The organism is Pseudomonas sp. UME65, assembly GCF_014170225.1.
Taxonomy (GTDB): domain Bacteria; phylum Pseudomonadota; class Gammaproteobacteria; order Pseudomonadales; family Pseudomonadaceae; genus Aquipseudomonas; species Aquipseudomonas protegens.
Genome location: NZ_LZZQ01000011.1, coordinates 386069 through 402020, shown reverse-complemented (window position 1 = coordinate 402020; position 15952 = coordinate 386069). Strand labels below are relative to the sequence as shown.

At 63.5% G+C, this 15952-nt stretch carries 9 protein-coding genes and 1 pseudogene; 2 read left to right on the top strand and 8 right to left on the bottom strand.

Features of this window, described 5'->3' with window-relative positions:
* Window positions 1–2: 2 nt before the first annotated feature.
* Complete coding sequence (locus A9971_RS12825) at window positions 3–494, top strand: hypothetical protein (protein WP_053156030.1); 492 nt, start codon at window positions 3–5, stop codon at window positions 492–494.
* Here A9971_RS12825 and A9971_RS12820 read toward each other — a convergent pair.
* On the bottom strand, window positions 462–1361 hold the full coding sequence (locus A9971_RS12820; RefSeq protein ID WP_011058831.1) for a LysR family transcriptional regulator: 900 nt from the start codon (window positions 1359–1361) through the stop codon (window positions 462–464). The two genes, A9971_RS12825 and A9971_RS12820, sit on opposite strands and share 33 nt — an antisense overlap.
* A gap of 119 nt (window positions 1362–1480) precedes the next feature.
* Here A9971_RS12820 and A9971_RS12815 point away from each other — a divergent pair, with 119 nt between their 5' ends.
* Entirely contained in the window at window positions 1481–2749 is a 1269-nt protein-coding gene (locus tag A9971_RS12815) for an MFS transporter (protein WP_047283611.1), read from the top strand.
* Between the two features lie 576 nt (window positions 2750–3325).
* Here A9971_RS12815 and hemE read toward each other — a convergent pair.
* From hemE to A9971_RS12780, 7 genes and pseudogenes are all read right to left on the bottom strand, one after another.
* Window positions 3326–4393: a uroporphyrinogen decarboxylase gene (hemE, locus tag A9971_RS12810; protein WP_183000671.1), complete on the bottom strand. Its 1068-nt coding sequence runs from the start codon at window positions 4391–4393 to the stop codon at window positions 3326–3328.
* A 210-nt stretch (window positions 4394–4603) separates the two neighbouring features.
* Window positions 4604–6022: an FAD-dependent oxidoreductase gene (locus tag A9971_RS12805; protein ID WP_011058828.1), complete on the bottom strand. Its 1419-nt coding sequence runs from the start codon at window positions 6020–6022 to the stop codon at window positions 4604–4606.
* Between the two features lie 33 nt (window positions 6023–6055).
* Window positions 6056–10504: a glutamate synthase large subunit gene (gene gltB, locus A9971_RS12800; protein WP_011058827.1), complete on the bottom strand. Its 4449-nt coding sequence runs from the start codon at window positions 10502–10504 to the stop codon at window positions 6056–6058.
* Between the two features lie 348 nt (window positions 10505–10852).
* Window positions 10853–12433 (bottom strand): SPOR domain-containing protein, encoded by a 1581-nt coding sequence (locus A9971_RS12795; RefSeq protein ID WP_183000670.1) that lies wholly within the window; start codon window positions 12431–12433, stop codon window positions 10853–10855.
* Window positions 12434–12443: 10 nt separating this feature from the next.
* Window positions 12444–13544, bottom strand: coding sequence for a 3-dehydroquinate synthase (aroB, locus tag A9971_RS12790; RefSeq protein ID WP_011058825.1), 1101 nt, complete (start codon window positions 13542–13544; stop codon window positions 12444–12446).
* 145 nt (window positions 13545–13689) lie between these two features.
* Window positions 13690–14208: a shikimate kinase AroK gene (gene aroK / locus A9971_RS12785; protein ID WP_011058824.1), complete on the bottom strand. Its 519-nt coding sequence runs from the start codon at window positions 14206–14208 to the stop codon at window positions 13690–13692.
* Window positions 14209–14212: 4 nt separating this feature from the next.
* Window positions 14213–15868 (bottom strand): annotated as a pseudogene (locus A9971_RS12780) (type IV pilus secretin PilQ); the annotation flags it as partial.
* Window positions 15869–15952: the final 84 nt, after the last annotated feature.

Genomic DNA, 15952 nt, shown 5'->3' with positions numbered 1-15952 from the left:
CCATGCAAGTGAAAGCACTGATTGCCCTGGCCCTGCTAACGGCCCTGAGCCCCGCCAGCCAGGCCACCAACCTGATGTACATGCCCTTCGAGAAAGTCGTGGCCGACGCCGAGCGCGCCGGGCGCCTGGATGGCAGCGTGAGCTTCCATCTGGCCGGCAACCCGCTTGCGCCGGTGCTCCAGGTGCGGCTCACCGAAGTCACCACCAACAAGAAGACCAACGCTTTCAACAAGAGCGATATCGCCGCCTGCGAATGGGCCCTGCAGTCGGCCCTGATCACCCTGCAAGCCGCGGCCAAGCGGGTCGGCGCCAACGCGGTGACCAATATCGTCAGCTACTACAAGCACCACGTGCGCAAGGACCTCAACACCTACGAATGCCATGCCGGGGTACTGATGGCCGGAGTGGCCCTGCGCGGCGACCTAGTGAACCTGCAGGCCCCGGTGCGGCCCAACAGCCCCTCAGGGCGTAGCCCCGGTCTTGCGCGTCAGTAGCTCGACAAAGGCCTTGGCCATGGGCGAAGCCTGATCCTTGCGCTGCACCAGCCACACCGCCGACATCGCCGCCGGGTCCAGCAGGCGGCGATAGACCACGCCGTCGATGCGCATGCGCTGGTAGGACGCCGGCAGCACCGACACCCCCAACCCCGCCGCCACCAGGCCAATGATGGTCATGGCTTCCGCCGCCTCCTGAGCGAAATGCGGGGTAAAGCCGGCATCCCGGGACAGGCTCAGCAACTGCGCATACAGGCCGCTGCCATAGCTGCGGGGGAAAAACACAAAGGGCTCATGGGCCAGCTCCGCCAGGTGCAGCCCCTCTTCGCTGCCACTGGCCAGCGGGTGCTTGGAACTGAGCACCGCCACCAGCGGCTCGCGCAGCAGCTCCACCACCGACAGCGAATCCGGCAGGGGCAAGGGCCGCATGATGCCGACCTGGATCGCCTGGTCCACCAGGGCCTCGGCCACCTGGGTGCTGCTCATTTCCTTGAGCTTGAGGTGTACCGCGGGAAAGCGCTGGCGAAAGGCGAAGATCGCCTGGGGAATGGTCGAATTGAAGGGCGCCGACGAGGTGAAGCCGATCTTCAGTTCCCCCAGCTCGCCCAGCTGCGCACGCCGCGCCACGTCCGCCGCCTTGTCCACCTGGGCCAATACCAGCCGCGCCTCTTCCAGGAACAGGCGCCCGGCCTCGCTGAGCTCGACCCGACGATTGGTGCGTTCGAACAGGCGCGCCCCCACCTCCTGCTCCAGCGCCTGGATCTGCTGGCTCAGGGGCGGTTGGGAGATGCCCAGCACCTGGGCTGCACGGCCAAAATGCAGTTCTTCGGCGACAGCGATGAAGTAGCGCAGGTGACGCAGTTCCATGAGGGCCTCATTAAGTCTTAAAACCTATCAAACAGGTCGAACAATATATTGGAAAGAATCATTAGCCAGCTATATGCTTTTTCCATTGCCTGACCGGCTGCGTTCCCCCGAGGTCCCCCGTGAAATCCGCTGTTGCCGCTGTTGCCCCCTCCGCCCACGAACCCCCTGCCACGCCCCTGGACGAGGTGGTCGCCCAGCTCAACGAGGTCTATATCGAAAAAGGCACGCCGATGTTCATGCGCACCGTGCTGGCGCTGTTCTCCGGCGGTTTTGCCACCTTCGCCCTGCTGTATTGCGTACAGCCGATGATGCCGCTGCTGTCCCGGGACTTTTCCATCAATGCCGCCCAGAGCAGCCTGATCCTCTCGGTCGCCACCGGCATGCTGGCCATCGGGTTGTTGATCACCGGGCCGGTTTCCGACCGCATCGGTCGCAAGCCGGTGATGGTTGCCGCCTTGCTGGCCGCCGCCCTGTGCACCATCGCCAGTGCGCTGATGCCGAGCTGGCACGGGGTGCTGCTGATGCGCGCGCTGGTGGGCCTGTCCCTGAGCGGGCTGGCAGCGGTGGCCATGACTTACCTGAGCGAGGAGATCCACCCCCAGCACATCGGCCTGGCCATGGGCCTGTACATCGGTGGCAACGCCATCGGCGGCATGAGCGGGCGACTGATCACCGGGGTGCTGATCGACTTCGTCAGCTGGCACACGGCGATGCTGGTGATCGGCGGCCTGGCACTGATCGCTGCCGCGGTGTTCTGGCGCATCCTTCCCGAATCACGCAATTTCCGCCCCCGTTCGCTGCACCCGCGCAGCCTGCTGGACGGCTTTGCCATGCACTTTCGCGATGCCGGCCTGCCCTGGCTGTTCCTCGAAGGTTTCCTGCTGATGGGGGCATTCGTCACCCTGTTCAACTACATCGGCTACCGCCTGCTGGCCGAGCCCTATCAACTGAGCCAGGCCTGGGTCGGGATGCTGTCGGTGGTGTACCTCTCGGGCATCTACAGCTCGGCGAAGATCGGCGCCCTGGCCGACCAGCTGGGCCGGCGCCGGGTGCTCTGGGGCACCATCGTGCTGATGCTGGCGGGGATCGCCCTGACCCTGCTGACCCCGCTGTCCCTGGTGCTGATCGGCATGCTGCTGTTCACCTTCGGCTTCTTCGGTGCCCACTCGGTGGCCAGCAGCTGGATCGGCCGTCGCGCCACCAAGGCCAAGGGCCAGGCGTCGTCGCTGTACCTGTTCAGCTACTACGCCGGCTCGAGCATTGCCGGCACCGCCGGCGGGGTGTTCTGGCACCTGGCGGGTTGGAACGGCATCGGCCTGTTTATCGGCGCCTTGCTGATCGGAGCCCTGTTGATCGCCATGAAACTCGCCAAACTCCCCCCTTTGTAGGAACAGGCTTGCCGGCGAAGTGCTCCGCCAGGCAGGCGCAGGTCTTGGGGGCCCTTTCGCCAGCAAGCTGGCTCCTACACCGAGCGAACCTGGCTGGCCGCCCCCTGTAGGAGCTGGCTTGCCAGCGAAGGCGTGCGCCAGGCAGGCGCAGGTCTTGAGGGCCCTTTCGCCAGCAAGCTGGCTCCTACACCGAGCGAACCTGGCTGGCCGCCCCCTGTAGGAGCTGGCTTGCCAGCGAAGGCGTGCGCCAGGCAGGCGCAGGCCTTGAGGGCCCTTTCGTCAGCAAGCTGGCTCCTACACCGAGCGAACCTGGCTGGCCGCCCCCTGTAGGAGCTGGCTTGCCAGCGAAGGCGTGCGCCAGGCAGGCGCAGGTCTTGAGGGCCCTTTCGCCAGCAAGCTGGCTCCTACACCGAGCGTATCTGGCTGGCCGCCCCCTGTAGGAGCTGGCTTGCCAGCGAAGGCGTGCGCCAGGCAGGCGCAAGTCTTGAGGGCCCTTTCGCCAGCAAGCTGGCTCCTGCAAAAAGTGTCCGCCAATGAAAACGCCCGGCAGGTGCCGGGCGTTTTTTAGGGGGGCGCTTATTCGTGGTATTGCGCCGACAACTCGTGCACCGCTTCCAGGAAGGCTCCGGCGTGCTCCGGTTTCACTTCCGGAGTGATGCCGTGGCCCAGGTTGAACACGTGGCCGCTGCCCTTGCCGTAGCTGGCGAGGATGCGCGCAACTTCGCTGTGGATCGCCTGCGGGTTGGCGTAGAGCACGGTAGGGTCCATGTTGCCTTGCAGCGATACCTTGCTGCCGACCCGGCGGCGGGCTTCGCCGATGTCACAGGTCCAGTCCAGGCCCAGGCTGTCCGCGCCGGCATCGGCAATGCTTTCCAGCCACAGGCCGCCGCCCTTGGTGAAGAGGATCACCGGAACCTTGCGCCCGTCGTGTTCGCGGATCAGGCCACTGACGATCTTGCGCATGTAGGCCAGGGAGAACTCCTGGTAGGCCGCCGCCGAGAGGCTGCCGCCCCAGCTGTCGAAGATCTGCACCGCCTGCGCGCCGGCACGGATCTGCCCGTTCAGGTACGCGGTGACCGACTGGGCCAGCTTGTCCAGCAGCAGGTGCATGGCTTGCGGGTTGTCGTAGAGCATGGCCTTGGACTTGCGGAAGTCCTTGGAGGAGCCGCCTTCGACCATGTAGGTGGCCAGGGTCCAGGGGCTGCCGGCAAAACCGATCAGCGGCACCCGGCCATTGAGTTCGCGACGAATGGTGCTGACCGCATCCATCACATAGCCCAGGTCCTTGTGCGGATCGGGGATCGGCAGGGCTTCGATGTCGGCCAGGGTGCTGACCACTTTCTTGAAGCGCGGGCCTTCGCCGGTTTCAAAGTACAGGCCTTGGCCCATGGCATCGGGGACGGTCAGGATGTCGGAGAAGAGGATCGCCGCATCCAGCTGTGGATAGCGGTCCAGAGGCTGCAGCGTGACTTCGCAAGCGAACGCCGGGTTCATGCACAGGCTCATGAAGTCACCGGCGTTGGCACGGCTGGCGCGGTATTCAGGCAAGTAGCGCCCAGCCTGACGCATCATCCACACCGGGGTGACGTCTACGGGTTGCTTGAGCAGGGCACGAAGGAAACGGTCGTTCTTCAGGGCAGTCATGTCGGCATCCGGAAAAAAAGTGGGGGCATTTTCTCAGAGCGCGACACAAAAGGCACGGCAAGAGCCGTTTCTTTATGTCTATGGGGGCAATTTGTCACGGGACGGGCACAGATCCCGTAGGAGCCAGCTTGCTGGCGAAGCGATCGACGCGGTGCATCAACAGCACCGCGTTATCGTTGTTCGCCGGCCAGCCGGCTCCTGCAAGGTGGGTCAGACGCCCAGGTAGTCGAGGATGCCTTCGGCGGCGTTGCGCCCTTCGAAGATCGCCGTCACCACAAGATCAGAACCGCGCACCATGTCACCACCGGCAAAGATCTTCGGGTTGCTGGTCTGGTGCTTGAACTGGCCCTGTTCCGGGGCCACGACACGGCCCTGGCTGTCGGTCTGGATGCTGAACTGCTCGAACCATGGCGCCGGGCTTGGACGGAAACCGAAGGCGATGACCACGGCGTCGGCCGGGATGATCTCTTCAGAACCCGGGATCGGCTCGGGGCTGCGGCGGCCACGGGCGTCCGGCTCGCCGAGACGGGTCTCGACCACCTTCACGCCTTCGACGCGGTCTTCACCGACGATGGCGATCGGCTGGCGGTTGTAGAGGAATTTCACGCCTTCTTCCTTGGCGTTCTTCACCTCTTTGCGCGAGCCGGGCATGTTGGCTTCGTCACGACGATAGGCGCAGGTCACCGACTTGGCGCCCTGGCGGATCGAGGTGCGGTTGCAGTCCATCGCGGTGTCGCCACCGCCCAGCACCACCACCTTCTTGCCTTTCATGTCGACGAAGTCTTCCGGCGACTTTTCAAAGCCCAGGTTTCGGTTGACGTTGGCGATCAGGAAATCCAGCGCGTCATAGACGCCCGGCAGGTCCTCACCGGCAAAGCCGCCCTTCATGTAGGTGTAGGTGCCCATGCCCATGAACACCGCATCGTATTCGGCGAGCAGTTGCTCCATGGTCACGTCCTTGCCCACCTCGGTGTTCAGGCGGAACTCGATGCCCATGCCGCTGAAGACTTCGCGACGATTGCTCAGCACGGTCTTTTCCAGCTTGAACTCGGGGATACCGAAGGTCAGCAGACCGCCGATTTCCGGGTTCTTGTCGAACACCACCGGGGTCACGCCGCCACGCACCAGCACGTCGGCACAGCCCAGGCCTGCCGGGCCCGCGCCAATGATCGCCACGCGTTTGCCGGTGGGCTTGACCTTGGACATGTCCGGGCGCCAGCCCATGGCGAAGGCGGTGTCGGTGATGTACTTCTCCACCGAACCGATGGTCACCGCGCCAAACCCGTCGTTGAGGGTGCAGGCACCCTCGCACAGGCGATCCTGCGGGCACACCCGGCCACAGACTTCCGGCAGGGTGTTGGTCTGGTGCGACAGCTCGGCGGCGGCGAGGATGTTGCCCTCGGCCACCAGCTTGAGCCAGTTGGGAATGAAGTTGTGCACCGGGCACTTCCATTCGCAGTACGGGTTGCCACAACCCAGGCAACGGTGGGCCTGGTCGGCCGACTGCTGGGGTTTGAAGGGTTCGTAGATTTCCACGAACTCTTTCTTGCGTTGACGCAACAGTTTCTTCTTCGGATCCTTGCGCCCGACATCGATGAACTGGAAGTCGTTATTCAGACGTTCAGCCATTATCAAAACCTCATCACACTCTTCAGGCGCATATCACTGCGGGTTGGCACGGGTGCTGGAAAGCAACGACTTCAAGCTGGCAGCCTTGGGCTTGACCAGCCAGAAACGGCGCAGGTAGTCGTCGAGGTTCTCGGCGAGGTTACGGCCCCATTCGCTGTCGGTTTCCTCGACGTACTCGTTCAGCACGCGCTGCAGGTGGCTGCGATAGGCTTCCATCGCTTCGCCGCTGATCCGTTGGATTTCCACCAGTTCGTGGTTGACCCGGTCAACGAAGGTGTTGTCCTGGTCCAGCACATAGGCGAAACCGCCGGTCATGCCTGAGCCGAAGTTGTAACCGGTCTTGCCCAGGACGCAGACGAAACCACCGGTCATGTACTCGCAGCAGTGATCGCCAGTGCCTTCCACCACGGTGTGGGCACCGGAGTTGCGCACGGCGAAACGCTCACCCGCGGTGCCAGCGGCGAACAGCTTGCCGCCGGTGGCGCCGTACAGGCAGGTGTTGCCGATAATGGCGCTGTCCTGGGTCTTGTAGACGCTGCCCTTGGGCGGAACGATCACCAGCTTGCCGCCGGTCATGCCCTTGCCCACGTAGTCGTTGGCGTCGCCTTCCAGGTAGAGGTTCAGGCCGCCGGCGTTCCACACGCCGAAGCTCTGCCCCGCAGTGCCCTTGAAGCGGAACGTGATAGGCGCCTGGGCCATGCCCTGGTTGCCGTGGAGCCTGGCGATCTCGCCGGAGATCCGTGCGCCGATGGAGCGGTCGCAGTTGCAGATATCCAGGGCGAAATCGGCGCCGCTCTTGTCATTGATCGCCGAGCGGGCCATCTCGACCATTTTCTCGGCCAGCAGGCCCTTGTCGAACGGCGGGTTGCGGTCCACCTGGCAGAACTGCGGCTTGTCCGCCGGAATGTGGTCACTGCCCAGCAACGGGGTCAGGTCCAGGTGATGCTGCTTGGCGGTCTGGCCTTCCAGCACCTCCAGCAGGTCGGTCCGGCCGATCAGTTGCTCCAGGGAACGCACGCCAAGCTTGGCCAGCCACTCACGGGTTTCCTCGGCGACGTAGGTGAAGAAGTTCACCACCATGTCGACGGTGCCGATGTAGTGATCCTTGCGCAGCTTCTCGTTCTGGGTCGCCACGCCGGTGGCGCAGTTGTTCAGGTGGCAGATGCGCAGGTACTTGCAGCCCAGGGCGATCATCGGCGCGGTGCCGAAGCCGAAGCTCTCGGCGCCGAGGATGGCTGCCTTGATCACGTCGAGGCCGGTTTTCAGGCCGCCGTCGGTCTGCACCCGGACCTTGCCGCGCAGGTCGTTGCCGCGCAGGGTCTGGTGGGTTTCCGCCAGGCCCAGTTCCCACGGTGCACCGGCGTACTTGATCGAGGTCAGCGGCGAAGCGCCAGTGCCGCCGTCGTAGCCGGAGATGGTGATCAGGTCGGCATAGGCTTTGGCCACACCGGCAGCGATGGTGCCAACGCCGGCCTCCGCCACCAGTTTCACCGAGACCAGGGCCTGAGGGTTGACCTGCTTGAGGTCGAAGATCAGCTGCGACAAGTCTTCAATCGAATAGATGTCGTGGTGCGGCGGTGGCGAGATCAGGGTCACGCCGGGGACTGCGTAGCGCAGCTTGGCGATCAGGCCGTTGACCTTGCCACCGGGCAGCTGGCCGCCCTCACCGGGCTTGGCACCCTGAGCGACTTTGATCTGCAGTACTTCGGCGTTGACCAGGTACTCCGGGGTCACGCCGAAACGGCCAGTGGCCACTTGCTTGATCTTCGAGCTCTTGATGGTGCCGTAGCGCGCCGGGTCTTCGCCGCCTTCACCGGAGTTGGAACGCGCGCCAAGGCGGTTCATGGCTTCGGCCAGGGCTTCGTGAGCTTCCGGCGACAGGGCGCCGAGAGAGATACCGGCAGAGTCGAAGCGCTTGAGGATCGATTCCAGGGGCTCGACTTCGCTGATGTCCATCGGCGTGTCCAGGGTCTTCACCTGGAACAGGTCGCGGATCATCGACACCGGACGGTTGTCCACCAGCGCGGTGTATTCCTTGAACTTGGCGTAGTCGCCCTGCTGCACAGCGGCTTGCAGGGTGTTGACCACGTCCGGGTTGTAGGCGTGGTATTCGCCGCCGTGGACGAACTTCAGCAGGCCGCCTTGCTGGATCGGCTTGCGCGGGCTCCAGGCCTCGGTCGCCAGGGCTTTCTGCTCGGCTTCGATGTCGACGAAACGTGCGCCCTTGATCCGGCTCGGCACGCCACGGAAGCTCAGGTTGCAGACCTCCTCGGACAGGCCGATGGCTTCGAACAGCTGCGCGCCACGGTAAGAGGCGATGGTGGAGATGCCCATCTTCGACAGGATCTTCAACAGGCCCTTGGTGATGCCCTTGCGGTAGTTCTTGAACACCTCGTAGAGGTCGCCCAGCACTTCACCGGTACGGATCAGGTCGCCCAGCACTTCGTAGGCCAGGAACGGATAGACCGCCGAAGCGCCGAACCCGATCAGCACCGCGAAGTGGTGCGGATCGCGGGCGGTGGCGGTTTCCACGAGAATGTTGGAGTCGCAGCGCAGGCCCTTTTCAGTCAGGCGGTGGTGCACCGCGCCGGTGGCCAGGGAGGCGTGGATCGGCAACTTGCCCGGAGCGATATGGCGGTCGCTGAGGACGATCTGGGTGCGGCCGGCGCGAGCGGCTTCTTCAGCCTGGTCGGCGACATTGCGGATCGCGGCTTCCAGGCCGACGCTCTCGTCGTAGTTGAGGTCGATGACCTGGCGCTCGAAGCCCGGGCGGTCGAGGTTCATCAACGAACGCCACTTGGCCGGGGAGATCACTGGCGAGCTGAGGATCACTCGCGAAGCGTGCTCGGGCGACTCCTGGAAGATGTTGCGCTCGGCACCGAGGCAGATCTCCAGGGACATGACGATGGCTTCGCGCAGCGGGTCGATCGGCGGGTTGGTGACCTGGGCGAACTGCTGGCGGAAATAGTCGTAGGGGGTACGCACGCGCTGGGACAGCACCGCCATCGGCGTGTCGTCGCCCATCGAGCCCACTGCTTCGTAGCCCTGCTCGCCCAGCGGGCGCAGGACCTGGTCACGCTCTTCGAAGGTGACCTGGTACATCTTCATGTACTGCTTGAGCTGGTCGACGTCGTAGAAGGCCGAACCGTGGTCGTTGTCTTCCATGGTGGCCTGGATGCGCAGGGCATTCTTGCGCAGCCATTGCTTGTACGGATGACGGGACTTCAGACGGTTGTCGATGGCGTCGGTGTCGAGGATCTGCCCGGTCTCGGTGTCCACGGCAAAGATCTGGCCCGGGCCGACCCGGCCCTTGGCGATCACGTCCTCGGGCTGGTAGTTCCACACGCCGATTTCCGAAGCCAGGGTGATGAAGCCGTTCTGGGTGGTGACCCAGCGCGCCGGGCGCAGGCCGTTGCGGTCCAGCAGGCAGACGGCGTAGCGGCCGTCGGTCATGACCACGCCGGCCGGGCCGTCCCACGGTTCCATGTGCATCGAGTTGTATTCGTAGAACGCGCGCAGGTCGGCGTCCATGGTCTCGACGTTCTGCCACGCTGGCGGAATGATCATGCGCACGCCGCGGAACAGGTCGATGCCGCCGGTGACCATCAACTCCAGCATGTTGTCCATGCTCGAGGAGTCGGAACCCACACGGTTGACCAGCGGGCCGAGCTCTTCCAGGTCCGGGATCAGGTCGTTGGCGAACTTGGTGCGCCGGGCCACGGCCCAGTTGCGGTTGCCGGTGATGGTGTTGATCTCGCCGTTGTGGGCGAGGAAGCGGAATGGCTGGGCCAGCGGCCATTTCGGCAGGGTGTTGGTGGAGAAGCGCTGGTGAAACACGCAGATCGCGGTTTGCAGGCGCTCGTCACCCAGGTCCGGATAGAAGGCGGCGAGGTCCGCCGGCATCATCAGGCCCTTATAGATGATGGTCTTGTGGGAAAAGCTGCAGATGTAGTGGTCGGTGTCGGCGGCGTTGGCCACCGAGGAGCGGCGACGGGAACTGAACAGCTTGATGGCGAAATCCTGGTCGCTCAGGCCCTGGCCGCCGATGAACACTTGTTCGATCTGTGGCAGGCGCTCCAGGGCCAGACGCCCGAGCACACTGGTATCGATCGGTACTTTGCGCCAGCCCACCAGTTGCAGGCCGGCGGCGAGGATCTCGCGGTTCATGTTTTCGCGAGCGGCTTCGGCTTTCACCGGATCCTGGTTGAAGAACACCATGCCCACCGCATATTGCTTGGGCAGCTCGATGCCGAAGTGCTCCGTGGCGACTGCGCGCAGGAACAGGTCGGGCTTTTGCATCAGCAGACCGCAACCGTCGCCGGTCTTGCCGTCCGCGTTGATCCCACCGCGGTGGGTCATGCAGGTCAGGGCCTCAATGGCCGTTTTCAACAGGGTATGACTGGGTTCGCCCTGCATGTGGGCTATCAGGCCGAAACCACAGTTATCCTTAAATTCATCTGGTTGGTACAGACCTGCTTTCATAGACACTTTCTCACCAGGCTGCCTCTTTTAGAGGCAAATTTCTTTTCAATTCAACCACTTGCATTCCGCGCCGAACGTACGCCAGCTTTGCGGGGGCAAAAGGGAGGTCATTGTACACACCGACACAAAGCCCCACAAATTTAGCGACGATCTGTCGTAAATTCATGTCGCATTTATGAACGTTTTAAAGCGATATGCTGTGCTAGTCAAAAAGTTTTGCTTTTGACTGCCGCGACTCAAAAACTACTGTGACGCAGACACCACAAGGCACGCGGCCTGTAAGGCAGCATGCCGATGCGGAAATTTGAGGTTGCCGGGAGAGGCGGCCTGGGTAAGGCCGCCGAATCTTCAGCGAGTTGTTGCCAGTTCTTGTTGAACGCTAGCGACAGTGCGAGGCCAAGGTTTACCAGCCTGAACCTTCGCTGGCAAGGATTTGATGGCGCTGACCGCTGCATCGCGGCTTGCGAAGTTGCCGTAGGTGATCACATACAGCGGCTTGCCGTTGAGGACTTTCTTGAAGTAGCGGTATTCGCCGCCCTGTTCCTTGACGAAGTTCTGCGCGGTGGCTTCCGAGCTGGTGCCGAGGATCTGCACCACGTAGTTGCCTGGCGCCTGGCCAGCGTACCAGCTGCCACCGGCGGCCTTGGCCACGGTGACCGGCTTCTCGGCCGGCTTGGCCGGAGCAGGCTTGGCTGCCACTGGTTTCTCTGCCGGCTTGGCGGCAGGCGCAGGCTTGGCCGTGGCCACCTGGGTCGGTGCCGGGGTTGGACGCGCTGCCGGAGTCGGCGCCGGGCCAGCCGTAGCCCCAGCAGGCGGCGCGGTGGTGGTTACGGTCGGTGGAACGGCGCTGGAGCCTTCAACCGGTACCCCGTCGTCACCCTCACTGATACCCCCTGCGGCTTCGGCCAGAGGACCGCGCATCACGGGCTGCGACTGGCCGACCAACGGCAGCGGCATTGGCTGTGACGAACCGGCGAACTCTACTGATGGGCTGCCATTGGCATTGGGTGTCGGTGTTTGCCCCAAAGGCAGTTGCGCTTGCTCATTGGCCGGAGCGCCGGTGGTTGGAGCCTTGCTGCGGCCCGGCATCAACCAGGCCGCGGCCACGGCCACCACCACGACAGCGGAGATGGCCAATACGTGTTTCTTCGGCATGTTGAACCCCATACTTGGACGCTTGACCGCAGAGCGGCTGGCGATCATTGCTTCGATCATTGCATCCCTGGCGACCTGGTTGATGTTGCCCGGCCAGCCATCGGAGCCTTCGTGAATATCACTGATCTGATCTGCGGAGAAAAGTTCGATGCCCTGCCCCGCACCTTCAAGCCGCTGGGCCAGATATTCGCGGGTTTCCTCTTCGGTATAAGGCTGCAACTCGATGACGTGGAAGCGCTCTTCCTCGGTATTGAGCTGGTCCAGTGCGGCGATCAGCGACGACTCGCCGAACAGGAACACATGGGGGCGCCCTTCCGGAGCGCCGGCCGCCAGGGCCAGCAGGGCCTCGAGGGCGGACTCGTCGAGCTGCTCGGCATCATCCACCAGCAGATAGACTTCCTGACCGGTCAGGGCCAGCTGCACTATCTGGGCGAGGATCGCGCCGATTTCAGCCTCGGCCACGTTCAGCGCCTGGGCCACCTGGCGCAGCACGCCGGCAGCGTCGCCGGCGCCGCGGGCCGACACCACCACGCTCTGCACCGATTGCTTGTTGGTACTGGCTACCAGCGCCTGGCGCAGCAGGGTCTTGCCGCTGCCCTGAGGCCCGGTGACCACCAGCAGCAACTGGCTGTAGCGGGCCAGGTGATGCAGTTGCCCCAGCACGGGCTTGCGCTGGGCAGGAAAGAACTTGAAGCCAGGGACCCGGGGAGCGAAAGGATCGTGGCTCAACTGGTAATGGCCGAGGAAAGCCTCGTCGGCGTGCAAACTAGTCATCGGGATCTTATTAACCTTTAAGCTGAGCCAGGGCGCGGTAGTCCGCTCCCAGCGTGGCCTGTAAAACCTCTTTCGGATAATCGTCGGTCACTACGGCTTCGCCCATGCGGCGCAACAGCACCAGACGCAAACGACCGTCGATCACTTTCTTGTCAATTGCCATGTGTTCGAGAAAATCCGCTTCGCTCATTTCCTCTGGCGGGATGACCGGCAAGCCCGCGCGCTGGAACAGGCGAATACCGCGGTCACGCTCCTGGCTGGTGATCCAGCCCAGGCGCGCGGACATTTCCAGGGCCATTACGGTGCCAGCAGCCACCGCCTCCCCATGCAGCCACACACCGTACCCCATGTGGGTTTCGATGGCGTGGCCGAAGGTATGCCCCAGGTTGAGGGTGGCCCGCACTCCCGATTCACGTTCGTCGGCACCCACTACCGCGGCCTTGGCCGCACAGGAGCGCTCGATGGCGTAAGTCAGGGCCTGCTGGTCCAGGGCCCGCAGGCGGTCGACGTTCTCTTCCAGCCAGGTGAGGAAGGGCTCGTCGCAGATCAGGCCGTACTTGATCACTTCCGCCAGACCGGCCGACAGCTCGCGGCTGGGCAGGGTGTTAAGGCTGGTGGTATCGATCAGCACCACGTTGGGCTGGTAGAAGGCGCCGACCATGTTCTTGCCCAGCGGGTGGTTGATACCGGTCTTGCCACCGACCGAAGAGTCCACCTGGGACAGGAGGGTGGTAGGAATCTGGATGAAATCCACGCCCCGCTGGTAGCAGGCCGCGGCAAAGCCGGCCATATCACCGATCACGCCGCCACCGAGGGCGATGATGGTAGTGCGTCGATCGTGGCGCGCAGTGAGCAGGCCATCGAAGATCAACTGCAGGGTTTCCCAGTTCTTGTAGGCCTCGCCATCGGGCAGGACCACCGAGATCACCGAGAACTGCCCCAGGCTGCGGGTCAGACGCTCAAGGTAAAGCGGCGCGACGGTCTCATTGGAAATGATCGCCACTTGCCGCCCGGCGATATGCGGCACCAGCAGCTCGGGCTGGTCCAACAGACCTTCACCAATGTGAATCGGGTAGCTGCGCTCGCCTAGATCGACCTTAAGTGTCTGCATGTGTCCCCACAGTGAAGATGGAAGCAGGCATTGTGCCCTGCATTGACGATGGGCCTCGTCTGGTCTTCTGACGCGGCCCGATAGCTCTGCGCCACACCTTGGCGGTCTGGCGCGACGCCGAGAATAGCGCATTTCGCTCGACGCATTAACGGGGTGGCAGCTGCTGCAGGCGCTCCAGTATGTCCAGCACCACCATTCGTGGCGGCCGCTCATCGGTTTCCACCACCAGATCGGCGATTTCCCGATAAAGCGGGTCGCGGATTTCCAGCAGGTCGCGCAGGGTCTTGGCCGGATCGGCGGTGCGCAGCAGGGGACGATTGCGGTCCCGGGCGGTGCGCCCCACCTGTTGCTCGACCGAGGCGTGCAGATAGACCACTCGTCCGCCAGCGTGCAGCGCCCGACGATTGGCCTCGCGCATCACTGCACCACCGCCAGTGGCCAGGACCACGCCGTCAGTGCCACAGAGCTCGGCGATCATCGCCTGTTCGCGATCACGAAAGCCCGGTTCGCCTTCCTTATCGAAGATCCACGGGATATTCGCGCCTGTACGCAGTTCAATTTCCTTATCGGAATCTTTGAATGGCAGGCGCAGCTCTTTGGCCAGTAAGCGACCGATGGTGCTTTTTCCAGCCCCCATCGGCCCAACAAGAATCAAATTTCGCACAGAATCAACGACTCACAGCAATCGCCTGGTTGTTCATGATACGCGGAGTGAGAAATACCAGCAGCTCGGATTTTTTCTCCGACACCACGTCACGCCGGAAAAGGCGGCCAAGATACGGCACATCGCCAAGAAATGGCACTTTATCTACAACCTTGCTCTGGGTATTCGAGAAAACCCCGCCGATGACGATGGTCGCCCCGTCGTTGACCAGTACCTTGGCATTGACCTCGTTCTTCTTGATCGGCGGTACATCCTGGACCTTGTTCAGGTAGTCAGGCTCATCCTTGGTGACCTTGACCTCCATGATGATGCGGTTGTCCGGGGTGATCTGCGGCGTCACTTCAAGCGACAGCGACGCCTCCTTGAAGGACACCGAGGTAGCGCCGCTGGAACTGGCTTCCTGGTAGGGGATCTCGGTGCCCTTGAGGATCTTTGCGGTTTCCTTGTCGGAGGTGACCACCTTGGGCTGGGAAACGATCTCGCCGTTGCCGGTCTTCTCCATGGCGGTCAACTCCAGGTCCAGCAGCACGTTGTCGGTGATGTAGGCGATACCGATGCCCGAGGTATGGGCGCTAGCCCCCAGATCGACAAAGGGCGAGTTGCTGCCGCCGCTGCCCGGAGCGCCGATGCTGCTGGAACTGCTGGCAGCGTTCTGCACCCCGCTGGCGCTCCAGTTGCCCTGGTTCTGCACCGAGCCGCCCCAGCGCACGCCCAGGCTCTTGTCGTAGTCAACGTTGGCCTCGACGATGCGTGCTTCGATCATCACCTGGCGCACCGGAACATCCAGTTGGGCGACGATGCGCCGAAGTTCGTCGAGGCGCTCCTGGCTCTGGTAGGCAATGATGCTGTTGGTGCGCTCATCCACGGTGATCGAGCCACGCTCATCGGCTTTTTCCTCGGCACGGGTCACCGACTGGAACAGCTTGGCGATGTCCGCCGCCTTGGCGTAGTTGACCTGCAACAGCTCCCGACGCAACGGCGCCAGGTCCTCCAACTGCTTCTGTGACTCCAGCTCCTGACGCTCCCGGGCGGCAATCTCATCCGCCGGAGCCACCAGCAGCACATTGCCGATCTTGCGTGAATCAAGGCCCTTGGTCCGTAGCACCAGATCCAGGGCCTGATCCCAGGGCACGTTCTGCAAGCGCAGGGTGATGCCGCCCTGCACCGTGTCGCTGGCCACCAGGTTGAGGCCCGTGAAATCGGCGATCAGTTGCAGCACCGAGCGCACCTCGATGTCCTGAAAGTTCAGCGAGAGCTTTTCCCCCTTGTAGGCAGGTCGGGCCGCAGCCGCCCTGCTGCTGGTCTCGGCCAGGGGGCGGACACTGACCGTCAGGCGGTTGTCGGTCTGGAAGGTGGAATAGTCGAAGGCGCCCTTGGGCTCCAGGGTGACGGTGGTACGCCCGGCAGCCGTATCCGCAGTGATGTACTGCACCGAGGTGGCGAAATCCTTGACGTCCAGGCGAACCCGCAGCGCCTCGGGCAATTGGGTACGGGCAAAATCGAGGACGATCCGGCCCTCGCGCCGCTGGACATCGACAGCGATGCGCGGGTCGGACAGGTCGATCAGCACATTGCCTTCGCCCTCCTCGCCGCGCTGAAAATCCACGCCGCGTATCGACCCGGCCACTGCCTGCGGCTTTGCAGGCGCCCGAGCTGCCGTCCCCGGAGCAGCGGGCTTGGGCTCGGCGGCGCCGACCAGCGGTGCCTGCAGCGCTATCCATAGCGCTACACCGAGGGCTGAAAC